This window comes from Plantactinospora sp. B24E8 (genome assembly GCF_039871735.1).
GTDB lineage: Bacteria > Actinomycetota > Actinomycetes > Mycobacteriales > Micromonosporaceae > Plantactinospora.
This window is the reverse complement of sequence record NZ_JBDPMH010000001.1, coordinates 44,874-60,598: the sequence shown is the minus strand read 5'-3', so window position 1 is coordinate 60,598 and position 15,725 is coordinate 44,874. Positions and strand designations below refer to the sequence as shown.

Sequence of the window (15,725 nt, the reverse complement as noted above, 5' to 3'; positions counted from 1 at the left end):
AGCTGGCTAGGCTGGGTCGCGTGACGGTGGAGGAGCAGGTGATCGAGGCGTCGGCCGGCGCGTCGGCCGGCGGGGTACGTCGACGGCGGTCCCGGCGCGAGGAGATTCTGGAGATCGCGGTCGACCTCTTCGCGGCCCGGGGCTATCACGGGGTCTCGATGGACGACATCGGATCGGCGGCCGGGGTGACCGGCCCGGCGCTGTACCACCACTTCGCCGGCAAGGAGGCGATGCTGGTCGCCGCGCTGATGCCGGTGAGTGACGGGCTGCTGGTCGGCGGTCGGCAGCGGGTCGCCGAGCACCCGGAGAACGCCCGCGCGGCGCTGGAATCGTTGATCGACTTCCATGTCGACTTCGCTCTCGCACACCCGGCGGTGATCGCCCTGCACCTGCACGAGCTGGACCGGCTCCCGGAGGAACCGCGTCGGCAGATCCGCCGGCTGCAGCGGCTCTACGTCGAGGAGTGGGTGGGCGTGCTGACCGCCCTGCACCCGAAGCTGTCGGCGGGTGAGGCCCGGGTACTGGCGCACGCCGCGTTCGGTCTGATGAACTCCACCCCGTTCCTCGGCGGTGAGGTCGACCGCCAGCGTCGGGCCGTCCTGCTGCGCGCCGCGACCCTGGCCGCCCTGCTCGCCGACCCGGACAACTGAACCGGAGCCGGGCGACCCCCGGTCCGGACGGTCACCACCCTCCAGACCCGGACAAGGGGAGTAACGGACATGATCGAGTCACTGCTCGTGGCGAACCGTGGTGAGATCGCCCGCCGGATCATCCGTACCGCGAAACGACTCGGGGTACGGACGATCGCCGTCTACTCGGAGGCGGACACCGACCTGCCGTTCGTCCGGGAGGCCGACGAGGCGGTCTGTGTCGGGCCGGCGAATCCGGCGCAGAGCTACCGCAATCCCGAGGCGATCCTCGCCGCCGCGAAGGCGACCGGCGCGCGGGCGATCCACCCCGGCTACGGCTTCCTCTCCGAGAACGCCGACTTCGCCCGTACCGTCCAGGCGAACGGCCTGGTCTGGGTCGGACCGGACGCGGACGCGATCACCGCGATGGGCGACAAGATCAATGCCCGGAACCTGATGGCGGCGGCCGGGGTGCCGGTCGCGCCCGGCACCACCGACCCGGCGGCCGACGTCGACGCGGCGCTCGCCGCCGCCACCACGATCGGCTTTCCGGTGATGGTCAAGGCCGCCGCCGGCGGCGGCGGGATGGGGATGGCGGTCGCCGCCGACGAGACCGCGCTGCGCGCCGAGTACGACAAGGTGCGGGCCTTCGCGGAGCGGATGTTCGGCGACGGCTCGGTGCTGATCGAGCGCTACTTCCCCCGGGTACGGCACGTCGAGGTGCAGATCCTCGGCCTGGCCGACGGCCGGGTCGTCGCGCTCGGCGAGCGGGAGTGCTCGGTGCAGCGGCGCAACCAGAAGCTGGTCGAGGAGTCCCCGTCTCCGGCCGTCGACGCCGAGCTGCGGGAACGGCTGCTCGCCGCCGCGGTCCGGGCCGGCGAGGCGGTCGACTACCGCAACGCCGGCACCGTGGAGTGCCTGCTGGATCCCACCACCGGGGAGTTCTTCTTCCTGGAGATGAACACCCGGCTCCAGGTCGAGCACCCGGTCACCGAGCTGGTCCACGGGATCGACCTGGTCGAGGAGCAGCTCCGGGTCGCCGCCGGGCTGGCCCCGACCTTCGACCCGGACGCGCTGACCCCGCGCGGGCACGCCATCGAGCTGCGGATCAACGCCGAGGACCCGAAGCGTTTCCTGCCCGGCCCGGGCGCGGTCACCACCTGGACCGAACCGACCGGCGACGGGGTGCGCGTCGACTCCGGGTACGCCCTCGGCACCACCGTCACCCCGTTCTACGACTCGCTGATGGCGAAGCTGATCGTGTACGGCGCCGACCGGGCCGAGGCGATCTCGCGGGCCCGTGCCGCGGTCGCCGGATTCGAGATCACCGGCCCGAAGTGCAACCTGCCGTTCTTCGCCGAACTTCTCGACAACCCGGAGTTCCTCGGCGGTGACTACGACACCGGCATCGTCGGTCGGATGCGCTGACGCCCGCCGGCCGGGGGCGGGGTGGGGTGGCGACAGCGCCTTGCTGAACTATCGTTAAGGCGGGCTCCCGGTCGGGGGCCCGCCACTTCCCCCGGACGTGACGTCACAGCGAGGTGACCGATGAGCCAGCTGCCGGACTCGGTGTCGATCCGCGAGGTCGGACCCCGCGACGGGTTGCAGAACGAGGACCCGGTCCCGACCGACGCCAAGGTACGGCTGCTCGACGCGCTCTCCGCCACCGGCGTACGGCGGATCGAGGCGGTCTCGTTCGTCCACCCGAAGGCGATTCCGCAGATGGCCGACGCCGACGAGGTGTGGTCGAGGGCGGCGAAGACCCCCGGAGTCCGCTACTCGGCGCTGGTGCCGAACTCGAAGGGCGCCCAGCGGGCCCTGGCCGCCGGCTTCACCGAGATCGAGGTGGTGGTCTCGGCCAGCGACACGCACAACCGGCGCAACGTCAACCGCTCCACCGCCGAGTCGCTGGACGACATCGCCGGGCTGATCCACCTGCTGCACTCCGCCGGGGCCACCGCAGAGGTGATCGTGGCGACCAGCTTCGGCTGCCCGTACGAGGGGGACGTCGACCCGGCCCGGGTCGCCGGCATCGTCGACCGGGTGGTCGCCGACGGCGCCGACCGGGTCGCGTTCGGCGACACCACCGGGATGGCCACCCCCCGCCGGGTCCGTGAACTGCTCACCGCGGTCCGGGACCGGCAGTCCGACATCCCGGTCCTGCTGCACTTCCACAACACCCGGGGCACCGCACTGGCCAACCTGCTCACCGCCCTCGAACTCGGGATCACCGAGTACGACGCCAGCGTCGGTGGCCTCGGCGGCTGCCCGTACGCCCCGGGGGCGAGCGGCAACGTCGCCACCGAGGAGGTGGTGCACATGCTGCACGACATGGGCGTCGACACCGGGATCAACCTGGACGCCCTGCTGGAGGCGGCGGCGCTGGCCGAGGAGATCGTCGGCCGGCAGCTGCCGTCCGGTGTGCTGCGCGCCGGACCGCGTACCCGGCTCGCCTGATCGGCGTCGCACCGGACCGCGTGGGCTCACCGGCGCCGAGCCGGACGGAGACGACGGACGGATCAGTCGAAGGTACGGCTGTCCGGGGAGGACCGCCATCCATCGACCGATGCGGTGCCCTGCTGATCCTCGTAGCGTCGGTTCCGTCCAATCGGAACGAGCGAGTTGCGAGGCATCATGACTGGTGAGATCGACCGGAGGCGGTTCCTCCGGCGGGCCGCCGGAACGACCGCCGGCCTCGGCGCCGTGGCGACCGCAGCCCTGGCCTCGGCCGACACCGCCCCGGCCGAGGCCGCCCCGTCGGGCGACCGGCGAGCCGGGGGCAGCCGGTTCCTCGGCACCTGGCGCGGTGTCGTGACCTTGCCGCACGAGGAGGAGGTGGCGCTCTTCACGTTCCTGCCCGGAGGCTTCTTCCTCTCCTTCGCCCAGGGCATCCACCTGGCCACCGGGCGGTGGGAGGCGACCGGGCCACGTACCGCCACCTTCACCCTGTGGCAGGTGCTGCCGGACGACCTGCGGGGCCTGCCGCACCGCTACAACGGCGAGGTCCGGGCCCTGCACCACGCCCGGGTCTCCGGGGACACGCTGGTCAGCGAGGGTACGTACCGTGGGCTCGACATCGACGGCAACGAGACCGCCCGGGGGCCGGTGAACGCCCGCGCGACCCGCTTCGACATCCACACCTTCTGACCGCCGATCAGTCGACCAGACCGGCGTGGTGGGCCAGGATCGCCGCCTGTACCCGGTTCGTCAGTTGCAGTTTGGCGAGCAGCCGGCTGACGTGACTCTTCACCGTGGCCTCGCTGAGGTGCAGCCGACGGCCGATGTCGCTGTTCGTCAGCCCTTCGCCGAGCGCCGCCAGCACCTCCCGCTCCTTGTCCGTGAGGACGGCGAGCCGCCGTACGGCGTCGGCCCGGTGCGGGCTGGCCGGTTCGGCGAACCGGTGCAGCAGCCTGCGGGTGACCTGCGGGGAGAGTATCGCGTCGCCGGCCGCCGCACTGCGCACCGCCGCCGCCATCTGGTCGGCGTCGGCGTCCTTGAGCAGGAACCCCACCGCCCCGTGCCGAAGCGCCGTCTGGACGTACTCGTCGAGGTCGAACGTGGTCAGTACAACGACCTTCGGCGGTGCCGCGAACCGGGCCAGTGCCGCCGTGGCCGCGAGGCCGTCGCTGCGCGGCATCCGGATGTCCAGCAGGACCACGTCGGGCCGGAGCGCCCGAGCCTGCCGTACCGCTTCCTCCCCGTCGCCGGCCTCGCCGACCACCTCGATGTCGGGATAGGCCTCCATGATGGTGCGAAGCATCGCGCGGACCATCCACTCGTCGTCCACGACCAGTAGGCGGATCACGCTCCGTCCTCCTCCTCCGCCAGCCGCGCCGCCGGCAGGTCGGCGCAGATCTCGAACCCGCCCCCCGGAGGCCGGTGGGTACGCAGCGTGCCGCCGACCAGCCGGACCCGTTCGGAGATCCCGAGCAGCCCGTGTCCGCCGCCGGTGGCCACGGTCGGGGCCAGCGAGCCGCCGCTGTCCCGGACCACCACCCGTACGCCGTCCGGGACCGCCCGGACCGAAACCACGGTCCGGGCGTCGTGGGCATGCTTGTGCACGTTTGTCAGCGCCTCCTGCACCACCCGGTAGACCGCGTGCTCGACCAGGGCCGGGGTACGCAGTCCGTCCTCGACGGCGAGTTCGACGGTCAGGCCGAGCGCCCGGGAGGAGGCGACCAGTTCGTCGAGGTCGGCGAGCCCGGGCTGGGGACGCAGCGGGGCGGCGGCGCCGTCCCGGAGCACCCCGACCAGGGTACGCAGTTCCTCCAGCGCGGCCCGGCCGATGCTCTGGATCTGGCTCGCGATCGCCACGGCGTCCCGCCCCTGCGTCGATTCCAGCGCGGTGGCGTGCAGCACCATCAGCGACACCCGGTGGGTCACCACGTCGTGCATGTCCCGGGCGATCTGGGCCCGTTCCTCGGCGCGCGCCTGCTCGATCCGCAGCCGCTCCTCGCGCTCGTTGCGGCGGGCCCGGTCGCGCAGGTTGGCCATCAGCTCGCGCCGGGAGGTCAGGTAGAGGCCGACAAGCACCGGCACCACGCAGAGCACGAAGCTGACCGGCACCGCTCCGTCGCCGCCACTCACCATCCACAGGGGGCCGGAGACGGCGGCCAGCATGACCGCGGTGAGCAGGATCTGCTGCCTGCCGGAACGCAGGTGGGCGCCGATCGCGAACTGTGCGATCAGCAGGGCCGGGTAGGCGCCGGTGACGCCCCAGGACAGCAGGGCCGTGACGTACAGCAGCCGGGGTCGGTCGCGCCGCACCAGGACGGCGAGGCCGGCCGCCACGCCGAGCGTCGCGTCGACGACCAGCGGTGCCGGACGGTCGACGATGGGCGAGCCGTTGAACAGGCCGGACTGGAAACCGTCCCAGATCCCGGCCAACACGCAGGTCGCGACCAGCGGGGTGGCCAGGACCAGGTGCTGCCGACCGTGCCACATGTCGGGAGTCTAGGCAGCCGGGCCGCGCCGCCGCGTCCGTCGTCGGACTCATCCGTTCGTAGCGGCCCGGCGCGCCGACCGGCGACCATCGACCGGCGGACCGAATCATCTTGACCGATGCCGTGCGGTTTTGGGAAACCTAGGGTCGGGCCATGCCTTCCGAGATCCGATCCGGGATCGCCGGCGCTTCGGGCGCCCGGAATCCTGCTCCGCCCACCGCCCGGGGGGCCGTGCCCGGCGGTAACCGCCCGACCGTGCCCGGCGGTACCTCGCCCGCCCTGGTCTGGCTCCAGTGGCTGTTCGTCGGCTTCGCCGGGGTGAACCTGATCTTGCTGCCGAGCGGCTCCGACGTCCTGCCGCTGCGGGTGACGGCCCTGGTCGGCTACTCGACGGCGGTGGTGTTGTCGGTGGTCGCCGTGCTACGCGGACCGGAGCGCGGGCGTCGGATCACGATCGTCGTGCACCTCACGATGGCGGTCCTCCAGTTCGTCTTCAGCATCCCGGTCACACTCGCGCTGCTCGGCATACCGCTGTCGGTGACGATCCTGGCGTTGAGCCGGCCACGGTTTCCCCGGATGTCGACCCGGACCCGCAAGGTCTGGTTGGTTCTGCACGTGGGGGTGAGCGCCGGGTGGCTCGGGGTCGCGTTCACCATGACCGTGCTGGCGATCACCGCCCTGAACGCGGACTCCCACCCGGTCCGGCACGGCGCCTACGAACTGCTGCACGTCGTCGACCTGGCCGCCGCGATCCCGTCCATGTTCCTGTCGATCATCACCGGACTGGTGCTCTCGCTCGGCACCAGGTGGGGCCTGGTCCGGCACTGGTGGGTGCTCACCAAGTTTGTCATCTCGGTGAGCATCCCGCTGGTCGCCGGCACCGTGGAGAGCGCGCTGGCGGACGAACTCGCGCTGCGTACGGTCGATCCGGCGGCGACGCCGGGCGGCACGGGTGTCGCGCTGACCGTCTGTCTGGCCGGGTTCACCGTCGCGCTCTGGGCTGCCACCATCCTGTCGGTGGTGAAGCCGTGGGGTCGGACCCGGTGGGGTCGCGCGGCGGACGCCCGGGAACGGGAGGCGCGGCGCGGTGACCCCGGGGGTACGTCCGAACCGGTCGCCGTCGGTCCGGCCTGAGTCGTCGAACGGCCCGGCCGGACGGGACCGGGGTCACCCGGTCCCGTCCGGCGGCGGGCCGTTGCGGGTCGGTCCGCCCGCGGGCGAGGGCTTGCCCGCCGGGCGGGAGCCGCTCAGCCGATCGGGGCGAGTACCGCGGGCCAGCTGTCCTGGAAGACCACGCTGTCGACGGCGCTGCCGCGCTCGGCTCCGCTGCGGGTGCCGGCGAAGAGGTTGGTCACCCGGGTCGCCTCGGCACTGCTCGGGTACGGGTTGGTGCAGCTGGTGCCGGCGCTGCCACCGGACATCAGCAGGGAGCAGTTGCCGTTGTAGTTGTCCGGCAGGCCGAGGATGTGGCCGATCTCGTGGCTCATGATCCGTAGCGGGCTGTACTGCTGGGCCTGCTGGGTGTCGATGTAGACCCGGCCGTTGCCGAGGCTGGTGCGGACCGCGTACGAGCCGCCGCCGGTGATGGAGTAGATCCGCAGGTTCGAGCCGCAGTTCGCCGAGAGCGTCAGGTTCGACGTCGCGTTGTTCCAGATCGTGGCGGCCTGGTTGGCGACGCTGACGAAGCTGCCCGCCTGGCTGGTGTTGTAGCAGATGGTCATGGCGGCGGAGGCGGGTGTGGGGTTGGCGACGGTGACGCCGAGGGTGGCACCCGCCGTCGCGACGAACGCGACCACGAGCCGGCTGATTCGTGAGGTCATGGCTCACTCTCCGAGTCCGGGAGGGTACGGGGGTGCCAGGAGCCTAAGTACAGAGATTGATGCATTTCAACATCCTTCTCTGGTACGTGGGCATTCGGTATGGAAGTCGGTCGGCTGGCCCGGCGTCGTACGATGAAGTAGCCTAACGATCGTTCAGGAAGACCCGGGCGAGGTCGGGGTGGGCGAGGAGGTCGGCGTGGCACTCGACGACAGGATGTCCGGGCAGCGGGATGTGACCGAGCCGGACGGGCGGCACGGCGCGACCGAACTGGAACAGCTCGGCAAGCGGGTCCGGGCCGGTGGCACGGAGAAATACCATGCCGCCAACGCGGCGAAGGGCAAGCTCTTCGCCCGGGAGCGGATCGACCAGCTCGTCGACCCCGACTCGTTCGTCGAGGACGGGCTCTACGCCAACGCGCTCGCCGACGGGCTGCCCGCCGACGGGGTGGTGACCGGCCAGGCCACCATCGACGGCCGGCCGGTCTGTCTGATGGCGAACGACTCGACGGTCAAGGCCGGCAGCTGGGGAGCCCGGACCGTCGAGAAGATCATCCGGATCATCGAGCGGGCGTACGCGGCCGGGCTGCCGATGGTCTACCTGGTCGACTCGGCCGGGGCCCGGATCACCGACCAGGTCGACCTCTTCCCCGGCCGGCGCGGCGCCGGAAAGATCTTCTGGAACCAGGTACGCGCGTCCGGCTCGATCCCGCAGGTCTGCGCGCTGTTCGGGCCGAGTGCCGCCGGTGGGGCGTACATCCCGGCGTTCTGTGACGTGGTGGCGATGGTGGACGGCAACGCCAGCATGTACCTCGGTTCCGACCGGATGGTCGAGATGGTCACCGGGGAGAAGACCACCCTGGAGGCGATGGGCGGGGCCCGGGTGCACAACACCGAGTCCGGGGTCGGGCACTTCCTCTGCAAGACCGAGGCGGAGGCGCTCGACGTGGTCCGCCGCTACCTGTCGTACCTGCCGGCGAACTGGACGCAGGCGCCGCCGGCGGTCGCCCCGGCCGACCCGCCCGGCAACGTCGACCTGGCCGCGTTGGTGCCGGCGAGCGAGCGGCAGGCGTTCGACATGCGCCGGTACGTGAAGGGCCTGCTCGACGCCGACTCCTTCCTCGAGATCCAGCCGCTCTGGGCGAAGGAGCTGACAATCGGCTTCGGACGGCTGAACGGCGAGGTCGTCGGCGTGGTGGCGAACAACTCGATGTTCAAGGGCGGGGTGCTCTTCGTCGACTCCGCCGACAAGGCGACCCGGTTCGTGCAGCTCTGCGACGCGTTCAACGTGCCGCTGCTCTTCCTCGCCGACGTGCCCGGGTTCATGGTCGGTACGGCGGTGGAGAAGCAGGGCATCATCCGGCACGGCGCCAAGATGATCACGGCGATCAGCGAGGCGACCGTACCGAAGATCTGCGTGGTGGTCCGCAAGGCGTACGGCGCGGGTCTCTACGCGATGGCCGGCCCCGGCTTCGAGCCGGACGCGACGATCGCGCTGCCCACCGCGAAGATCGCGGTGATGGGCGCCGAGGCGGCGGTGAACGCGGTCTACGCCAACAAGATCAACGCGATCGCCGACCCGGACGAACGCGCGGCCTTCGTCGTCGCCCGCCGCGCCGAGTACGAGCAGGACATCAACCTCGTCCGGCTGGCCAGCGAACTTGTCGTCGACACCGTCGTCGAGCCGGCCGACCTGCGCACCGAACTGGTCCGGCGGTTCGCCGCCGCCCGGGGCAAGGACCGGCACTTCTCCCGACGACGGCACGGCGTCACCCCGGTCTGAGCAGACCACCGACCAGGCCGGGGGTCACAAGCCACCGGCGGGCCGAACCAACTGGAGGATCACCCATGGACTTCCGACTCTCCGAGGAGTACGAGGCACTGCGGGACAGCGTGCGGTCCTTCGCCCGCGAGGTGGTCGCCCCGGTGATCGCCGAGCACTACGAGCAGCACACCTTCCCGTACGAGGTGGTCGCCCAGATGGGCAAGCTCGGCCTCTTCGGACTGCCGTTCCCCGAGGAGTACGGCGGCATGGGCGGCGACTACTTCGCGCTCTGCCTCGCCCTGGAGGAACTGGCCCGGGTCGACTCCAGCGTGGCGATCACCCTGGAGGCGGCGGTCTCACTCGGCGCGATGCCGATCCACCGGTTCGGCACCGCCGAACAGAAGGGCCGCTGGCTGCCGAAACTGGTCCGGGGCGAGGCGCTGGCCGGGTTCGGGCTGACCGAGCCGGGGACCGGGTCGGACGCTGGCGGCACCACCACCCGGGCGGTGCTGGACGGCGACGAGTGGGTGATCAACGGCGCGAAGGCCTTCATCACCAACTCCGGCACCGACATCACCAGCCTGGTCACCGTCACCGCGGTCACCGGGACGAACCCCGACGGATCGAAGGAACTGTCCACCATCATCGTGCCGTCCGGCACCCCGGGCTTCACCGTCGCGCCCGGCTACTCCAAGGTCGGCTGGTGCGCCTCCGACACCCACGAGCTGCACTTCGACGACTGCCGGGTGCCGGCGGAGAACCTGCTCGGCCAGCGCGGCCGGGGCTTCGCCCAGTTCCTGCGCATCCTCGACGAGGGGCGGATCGCGATCGCCGCGCTCTCGGTCGGGCTCGCCCAGGGCTGCGTCGACGAGTCGGTCCGGTACGCGAAGGACCGGCACGCGTTCGGCCAGCCGATCGGCAACTTCCAGGCCATCCAGTTCAAGATCGCCGAGATGGAGCGGCGGGCGTACACCTCACGGCTGGCGTACTACGACGCGGCGGCCCGGATGCTGGCCGGGGAGGACTTCAAGCGGCAGGCGGCGGTCGCCAAACTGCACGCCAGCGAGTGCGCGGTCGACAACGCCCGGGACGCCACCCAGATCCACGGCGGGTACGGCTTCATGAACGAGTTCCCGGTGGCCCGGTTCTGGCGGGACTCGAAGATCCTGGAGATCGGCGAGGGCACCTCCGAGGTGCAGCGGATGATCATCGCGCGGGATTTGGGGTTGTAGGTCCCGTTCCTCACCCGGACCGTCCGCTCGGAGTCCTGACCCGCCGTCGCGTCGACACGACCAGCAACAGCACCACACCGAGGACGGCGACCACCACCCCGCCGACCAGGAACAGCCACCGGCTCACCGGCCGGCCGTCGTCCGTCCGGGCGTCGCTGATCCCCGCTGCCGGCGACGGGACCGGGGTGGGGCTGTCCAGTTCACCCCGGGCGACGAGCTGGCCGACGGCCGCGTTGGTGGGCAGCCCGAATCCCCAGTCGAGCAGCGCGGCACCCTGCTGCCAGCCCCTCAGCGGCTGCGACTCCGCGCCGAGCAGGGTGACCAGCAGGGTACGGCCGCCACGCTGCGCCGCCCCGACGAAGGTGTGCCGGGCCAGGTCGGTGTAGCCGGTCTTGCCACCCAACGCCCCCGGGTACTGGTGCAGCAGCTGGTTGTCGTTCCAGATCGGGAAGCCCTTGGCGCCCGGCTGGGCCGGCACCTGACCGAGGCGGGTGCCGGCGTACCGGCGGAAGTCCTCCCGGGCGAAACAGGCCCGGGCGATCAGCGCCAGGTCGTACGCGCTGGTGTACTGGCCGGGACCGTCCAGGCCGGACGGGGTGGCGGCGTGGGTCTGCAGTGCGCCGAGCGCCCGCGCCTCGCGGTTCATCGCGGCCAGGCCGCCCGCCCGGCCGGCCGGACCGCCACCGATCCGGGCCAGGACATTCGCCGCGTCGTTGCCGGAGTTGAGCAGCAGCCCCAACCAGAGGGTCTCGACGGAGTACCGGCCGCCCCGGACCAGGCCGACCGCCGAACTGCCCGGCTCGAAGTCGAGGTCGTCCTCGGTCACCTCGACCACCTGGGTCGGGTCGAGCTGCGGCAGCACCGCCGCCGCGAGCAGCAGTTTCTGCACACTCGCCGGAACCGCGTACTCGTGCGGGCCGCAGCCGCCGAGCACGCTGCCGGTGGTCAGGTCGGCGACCAGCCACGAGGTCGCGGTGAGCCGGGGCGGCTCCGGGGCGCCGGGCGGGACCACCAGCCCGGCAGTGCCCAGCGCCGTGCCGCCGACCTCCCGCTGGACCGGGGCGGGCGTCGGCGCGGCGGGCCGGGTCGGCCGGGCCACCGGTGGCTTCGGTGCCGGACACGCCCGGGGCGCAACCCGCCCGACCACGCCACCGACGCCCGGCGCCGGTGCCGACGCGGGCGGGGCGGCGGTGTGTTTACCGCTCGGGGCGGGTCCGGAGAGCAACAGCGCTACGACGGCTACCCTCAGTATCAGTTTTCCCCGCCCCATACTCCGGAGAGTAACCGACGTAATCCGTACGGGTGCCGGATCGCGCCCAGTAGGTCAGCCGCCGGCGCCGAGTCGGCGTGGGCGGCCGGTCAGCCGGTGGAGCCGAGGCGGCCCAGCAGGCTCGGCGCCGCGTCGAGCGCGTCCCGGCGTACGACGTACCGGGTGATGCCCCAGCGGCGTTCGTGCTCGGCGATCGCCGAGACAATCTCGTCCTCGGTGCCGATCAGCACGAACGGGGCGGCGAGAAGCTCGCTGACGGTCAGCCCGAGCTGCTCGGCGGTCTCCTTGGCGGCCGCCTCCGCGTCGTCGGTGACGACAAACCGCTGCACCAGTGCTTCGAGGTGGGGCGGCTCGTCCCGGCCGGCCGCACCCGCGGCGACCTGCGCCAACTGCGCGTCGATCTGGTCGGTCCGCCAGCGCGCCCGGTGATTGTGCCCGTCGGCGAGGGTACGCCCGAACCCGGTCAGCCCGACGATGTCGGCGTGTGCCCCCGCCCAGCGCAGCAGGTGCGAGTTGGCGGTGCCGACGGTCAACGGGATCCGCCGCTGTACCGGCCTGGGCGCGGTCAGGGCGGCCGCGTGCGCGACGAGTTCCGGGGTGTCGACGGTGACCTCCGCGCCGTCGAGCAGGTTTTGGACCGCCTGGACGACGGCGAGGCAGCGGCGTACCCGGCCGGCGACGTCGGGACGTTCCCGACCGACGGCCCGCCACTCGGCCGGGGTGTGGCCGGCGCCGATGCCGAGCCGGGCCCGCCCGTTGGAGACCAGGTCGAGGGTGGCGACGTCGGCGGCGAGCAGGACCGGCTCCCGTACGCCGGCGTTGGAGACGTTCGAGCCGAGCCCGAGCGTCGAGGTCACCGCCGACGCGGCGGCCAGCGCCACGAACGGCGACGCGGCGCTGCCCGGGTGGTCGGCGACCAGCAGCGAGTCGAATCCGGCCGCCTCGCACCGCCGTGCCAGGTCGAGCCAGTCGTCGCCGAGTTTGGGAGTGGCCTGAAGGGAGAAGATCGTCACCGGCCCAGCATCCGCCGCACCGACCCGGGCCGGCGACCGCACACCGCCGATTCCGCTGACCGCGATTCCGCTACCAGCCGAACCCTGAGCAGGGCGCCTCAGCCCGACCAGGACTGGTAACAGTGCCGACAGCGCCGGCGCGGCCGGGCGGCACCGGCCGGCGTATCCCGCCACCGGTGGCCGCCACCCGTACAGGCCCAGTGGTCGAACGTCTGGGGCAGGAGACAGCCGGCGAGTCTCAGCTTTCCTTCCGCGGCGGCCTCACCGGCCTCGGGCCCGGGCAGACCGTAGAGCACCGGTACGCCGGGCCGCCCGCACTCCGGGCACGGCGGCCCGGACGGGTCCACCGCGGCGCCGGCCTTGTCCACAGCCTGATCCTCGGCACGTTCACCCATCGGGCGAGTATCACCCACGGTGGCAACTGGCCTGTTGATCCCATGAACTGCCGGAAAGGAGGCTGACGTACGACTGCTCAGGGTGCTTGCATGTGCGCCGAGGGCGACGATCGACCGTCGTACCTCGGAGCCGGCGGGTCGGGAGGTCGCGAGGCATGTTCGGAGCGCTCGGGCGGTCGATGTGGCGGTGGCGCTGGCCGGTGATCGTCGGCTGGCTCGGACTCGTGGTCGCCGGGGCGCTGCTCGGCGGGCCGGTCTTCGACCGTCTCGTCAGCACCGACAACCTCCGCCCGGACGCCGAGTCGGAGCAGGCACAGCGGCGGATCGACGTACTGCTGCCGGAGGGACCGGTGGTCGTCGCCGTGCTCCGCGACCGGGACCCGTACGACCCGGGCCTGGTCGCCAGCGTCAACCGGGTCCGGACCGAACTGGTCGCCGTACCCGGAGTCGTCGAGGTCGAGGACCTCTACAACGCGGCCGGCGGACGGATCGGCGCCGACAACCGCAGCACCCTGGTCCGGGTCGAACTCGCCGAGGGGCTGCCGGAGGCACAACGGGAACGGACCGAGGACCGGGTCGCCGGGTTGCTGCGGAGCATCGACGCGCCCGAGGTGCTGGTCGGCGGCGAGAAACTGGCCGAGCGGGCGTTCGCCGAGCAGGCGGTCGAGGACGCGGCGGTCGGTGAGTCGATCGCGCTCGGCGTACTCCTGGTCGCACTCGTGGTGATCCTCGGCGGCCTGCTCTCCGGGATGATTCCGCTGCTCGCCGCGCTGGCCGCGGTCGCCGCCACCCTGCTCGGCCTGTACGGGCTCAGCACCCTGACCGGGGTCAGCGAGTTCACCGTGAACGTGGTCAGCCTGCTCGGCATCGGGCTGACCGTCGACTACGCGCTGCTGGTGCTCGCCCGGTTCCGCGAGGAACGGGCGGCGTCGGGGCACCGGACGGCACCGGACGGCAGAGCGGTCCCGGAGGGGGCGGACCCGGCCGCCGCGCTGGCCCGGACGATGAGCACCGCCGGTCGGGCCGTACTCGTCTCCGGCCTCGCGGTCGCGGCGGCGATGACCGGCCTGTACGTCTTCGCCGAGCCGCTGCTCGCCGCGATGGCCCTCGGCGGCGCGCTCGCCGTGGTGCTGGCCACCGCCGCCGGACTGACCCTGGTACCGGCCCTGATCGCGGTCCTCCACCGGCGCATCCCGGAACCCGACGCCGTGACCTGGGTCGACCGGGTCCGGGCCGCTGTCGACGCCCCGTACCGCCGGATCCGTCCGACGGGCGGATCGGCCCGCCCGGTTGCCGGCGGCGGCCGATCCGGCGGCGGCAGCACAGCCCGACCGATTGGCGGCGGCCGATCCGGCGGCGGCAGCGGCGGCGGACTGCTCGGTCGGCTCGCCCGGTACGCCCAGGCCAGGCCGGGTCCGGTCGCGTTCACCGTCTCCGCTGGGCTGCTGCTGCTCGCGCTGCCCTTCCTCGCCGGGGCCAACCTGGCCAACTCCGACGCCCGGGCGCTGCCGGCCTCGATGGAGGCCCGTCAGGTGCACGACGTCCTGCTCCGGGATTTCGAGGCGGGCCGGGCGGGGCCGGTGACCGTGGTGGTCACGGCCGACCCGGCCAGCGGCGAGGTACGCGACCTGATGAACCAGCTCAACACGTTGCCCCAGGTGATCCGGATGCAGCCCCGGCCGGACGTGCCCGGCGACGCGGTGGTGATCGACCTGACGCCCCGTGGCGTGACCGGCGGGCCGGAGTCCCGGGAGCTGGTCCGCGCGGTCCGGGACCTGGAGCAGCCGCTGCCGCTGCTGGTCGGTGGCGCGGCCGCCGAACTGGTGGACTACCAGGAGTCGGTGGCGTCCCGGCTGCCGCTCGCCGTACTGGTGCTGCTGCTGGTCACCGGGGTGCTGCTGTTCGCGCTGACCGGCTCGTTGCTCATTCCGGTCAAGGCGTTGGTGATGAACGCGCTGACTTTGCTCGCCACCCTCGGTGTGCTGGTGGTGGTCTTCCAGTGGGGGGTGGGGGCCGGACTGCTCGGCGTCGAGCCGTGGGGGGCGATCGACCTGACCACCCCGGTGCTGCTCTTCGTCTTCGTCTTCGGCCTGTCGATGGACTACGAGGTGTTCCTGCTGGCCCGGATCCGGGAGGAGTGGCGGCGCCGGTCCGCCGCCCGGCCGGCGTCGGGACCGGGTGCCGGGTCGTCGCCCGGTGCCCGGCCGGCGTCGGGACCGGGTGCCCGGCCGGCCCGGCCGCTGTCGGGCGCTTCGTCCGTCGGGCTCCAGACGGGTGAACAGGCGGTGCTGGTCGGGATCACCCGTAGCGGTCCGGTGGTCACGGCCGCGGCGGTCTGCATCAGCATCGTGTTCCTGGGTTTCCTGCTCGGTGAGCTGACCGCGGTGAAGGAGATCGGTTTTGGCATGGTGGTGGCGGTGCTGCTCGACGTCACCGTGGTCCGAGGGTTGTTGCTGCCGGCGGTGATGAGTCTGCTCGGCGAATGGAACTGGTGGGCACCCGGACCGCTGCGCCGGCTGTACGACCGGTTCTCCGGCGATGCGGAGCGGTCGGTCAACGCGCCGGTGCCGACCCACCCGGCGCCGGTGGCGGCCGATCGTTGACCGTTTCGGTCCCCGCTGTTCGGAAGTGTCGGATATTGGTGACCATCTCCGTCGGCAG

General features: G+C 72.3%; 13 protein-coding genes and 1 pseudogene. 8 read left to right on the top strand and 6 right to left on the bottom strand.

What is annotated here, in order from left to right; translation table 11 throughout:
- The first annotated feature begins 20 nt into the window (after positions 1-20).
- From ABGB21_RS00265 to ABGB21_RS00250, 4 genes are all read left to right on the top strand, one after another.
- A complete protein-coding gene (locus ABGB21_RS00265; protein ID WP_347656169.1) occupies positions 21-650 on the top strand; it encodes a helix-turn-helix domain-containing protein in 630 nt (209 codons plus the stop codon).
- 69 nt (positions 651-719) lie between these two features.
- Positions 720-2,057 carry a biotin carboxylase N-terminal domain-containing protein gene (locus tag ABGB21_RS00260; protein ID WP_347656167.1) on the top strand — a complete coding sequence of 446 codons (1,338 nt, stop codon included), beginning with the start codon at positions 720-722 and terminating at the stop codon, positions 2,055-2,057.
- Positions 2,058-2,177: 120 nt separating this feature from the next.
- A complete protein-coding gene (locus ABGB21_RS00255; RefSeq protein WP_347656165.1) occupies positions 2,178-3,086 on the top strand; it encodes a hydroxymethylglutaryl-CoA lyase in 909 nt (302 codons plus the stop codon).
- A gap of 177 nt (positions 3,087-3,263) precedes the next feature.
- The gene (locus tag ABGB21_RS00250) at positions 3,264-3,776 is read left to right on the top strand and encodes a hypothetical protein (protein ID WP_347656164.1); all 513 of its coding nucleotides are present in this window, start codon (positions 3,264-3,266) and stop codon (positions 3,774-3,776) included.
- A gap of 7 nt (positions 3,777-3,783) precedes the next feature.
- On the opposite strand, the gene ABGB21_RS00245 is transcribed toward ABGB21_RS00250, so the two are convergent.
- Positions 3,784-4,434, bottom strand: a complete 651-nt coding sequence (locus ABGB21_RS00245; protein WP_347656162.1) for a response regulator transcription factor — start codon at positions 4,432-4,434, stop codon at positions 3,784-3,786.
- Positions 4,431-5,573: a histidine kinase gene (locus ABGB21_RS00240; RefSeq protein ID WP_347675885.1), complete on the bottom strand. Its 1,143-nt coding sequence runs from the start codon at positions 5,571-5,573 to the stop codon at positions 4,431-4,433. The genes ABGB21_RS00245 and ABGB21_RS00240 overlap by 4 nt, the downstream gene beginning before the upstream one ends.
- Before the next feature lie 152 nt (positions 5,574-5,725).
- On the opposite strand from ABGB21_RS00240, the gene ABGB21_RS00235 reads away from it, so the two are divergent.
- A complete protein-coding gene (locus ABGB21_RS00235; RefSeq protein WP_347675883.1) occupies positions 5,726-6,706 on the top strand; it encodes a hypothetical protein in 981 nt (326 codons plus the stop codon).
- 113 nt (positions 6,707-6,819) lie between these two features.
- On the opposite strand, the gene ABGB21_RS00230 is transcribed toward ABGB21_RS00235, so the two are convergent.
- The gene (locus tag ABGB21_RS00230) at positions 6,820-7,392 is read right to left on the bottom strand and encodes a snapalysin family zinc-dependent metalloprotease (protein WP_347675881.1); all 573 of its coding nucleotides are present in this window, start codon (positions 7,390-7,392) and stop codon (positions 6,820-6,822) included.
- Between the two features lie 214 nt (positions 7,393-7,606).
- On the opposite strand from ABGB21_RS00230, the gene ABGB21_RS00225 reads away from it, so the two are divergent.
- On the top strand, positions 7,607-9,172 hold the full coding sequence (locus ABGB21_RS00225; RefSeq protein ID WP_347656207.1) for an acyl-CoA carboxylase subunit beta: 1,566 nt from the start codon (positions 7,607-7,609) through the stop codon (positions 9,170-9,172).
- Positions 9,173-9,237: 65 nt separating this feature from the next.
- Entirely contained in the window at positions 9,238-10,386 is a 1,149-nt protein-coding gene (locus tag ABGB21_RS00220) for an acyl-CoA dehydrogenase family protein (RefSeq protein ID WP_347675879.1), read from the top strand.
- 10 nt (positions 10,387-10,396) lie between these two features.
- Here ABGB21_RS00220 and ABGB21_RS00215 read toward each other — a convergent pair.
- From ABGB21_RS00215 to ABGB21_RS00205, 3 genes and pseudogenes are all read right to left on the bottom strand, one after another.
- Positions 10,397-11,488: pseudogene (locus tag ABGB21_RS00215) on the bottom strand (serine hydrolase); the annotation flags it as partial.
- Between the two features lie 257 nt (positions 11,489-11,745).
- A complete protein-coding gene (locus ABGB21_RS00210) occupies positions 11,746-12,669 on the bottom strand; it encodes an LLM class flavin-dependent oxidoreductase (RefSeq protein ID WP_347656153.1) in 924 nt (307 codons plus the stop codon).
- 98 nt (positions 12,670-12,767) lie between these two features.
- On the bottom strand, positions 12,768-13,064 hold the full coding sequence (locus ABGB21_RS00205) for a hypothetical protein (protein WP_347675877.1): 297 nt from the start codon (positions 13,062-13,064) through the stop codon (positions 12,768-12,770).
- A 155-nt stretch (positions 13,065-13,219) separates the two neighbouring features.
- Between ABGB21_RS00205 and ABGB21_RS00200 the strand changes: the two genes are divergently transcribed.
- Positions 13,220-15,667, top strand: coding sequence for an efflux RND transporter permease subunit (locus tag ABGB21_RS00200; protein ID WP_347675875.1), 2,448 nt, complete (start codon positions 13,220-13,222; stop codon positions 15,665-15,667).
- The last annotated feature ends 58 nt before the right edge of the window (positions 15,668-15,725 follow it).

What these genes read in the sequence shown, in the direction of transcription:
- ABGB21_RS00260 (WP_347656167.1), top strand. Translation starts at nt 720, where the DNA reads ATGATCGAGTCACTGCTCGTGGCGAACCGTGGTGAGATCGCCCGCCGG.
- ABGB21_RS00255 (WP_347656165.1), top strand. Translation starts at nt 2,178, where the DNA reads ATGAGCCAGCTGCCGGACTCGGTGTCGATCCGCGAGGTCGGACCCCGC.
- ABGB21_RS00250 (WP_347656164.1), top strand. Translation starts at nt 3,264, where the DNA reads ATGACTGGTGAGATCGACCGGAGGCGGTTCCTCCGGCGGGCCGCCGGA.
- ABGB21_RS00240 (WP_347675885.1), bottom strand. Translation starts at nt 5,573, where the DNA reads ATGTGGCACGGTCGGCAGCACCTGGTCCTGGCCACCCCGCTGGTCGCG.
- ABGB21_RS00235 (WP_347675883.1), top strand. Translation starts at nt 5,726, where the DNA reads ATGCCTTCCGAGATCCGATCCGGGATCGCCGGCGCTTCGGGCGCCCGG.
- ABGB21_RS00230 (WP_347675881.1), bottom strand. Translation starts at nt 7,392, where the DNA reads ATGACCTCACGAATCAGCCGGCTCGTGGTCGCGTTCGTCGCGACGGCG.
- ABGB21_RS00225 (WP_347656207.1), top strand. Translation starts at nt 7,607, where the DNA reads ATGTCCGGGCAGCGGGATGTGACCGAGCCGGACGGGCGGCACGGCGCG.
- ABGB21_RS00220 (WP_347675879.1), top strand. Translation starts at nt 9,238, where the DNA reads ATGGACTTCCGACTCTCCGAGGAGTACGAGGCACTGCGGGACAGCGTG.
- ABGB21_RS00205 (WP_347675877.1), bottom strand. Translation starts at nt 13,064, where the DNA reads ATGGGTGAACGTGCCGAGGATCAGGCTGTGGACAAGGCCGGCGCCGCG.
- ABGB21_RS00200 (WP_347675875.1), top strand. Translation starts at nt 13,220, where the DNA reads ATGTTCGGAGCGCTCGGGCGGTCGATGTGGCGGTGGCGCTGGCCGGTG.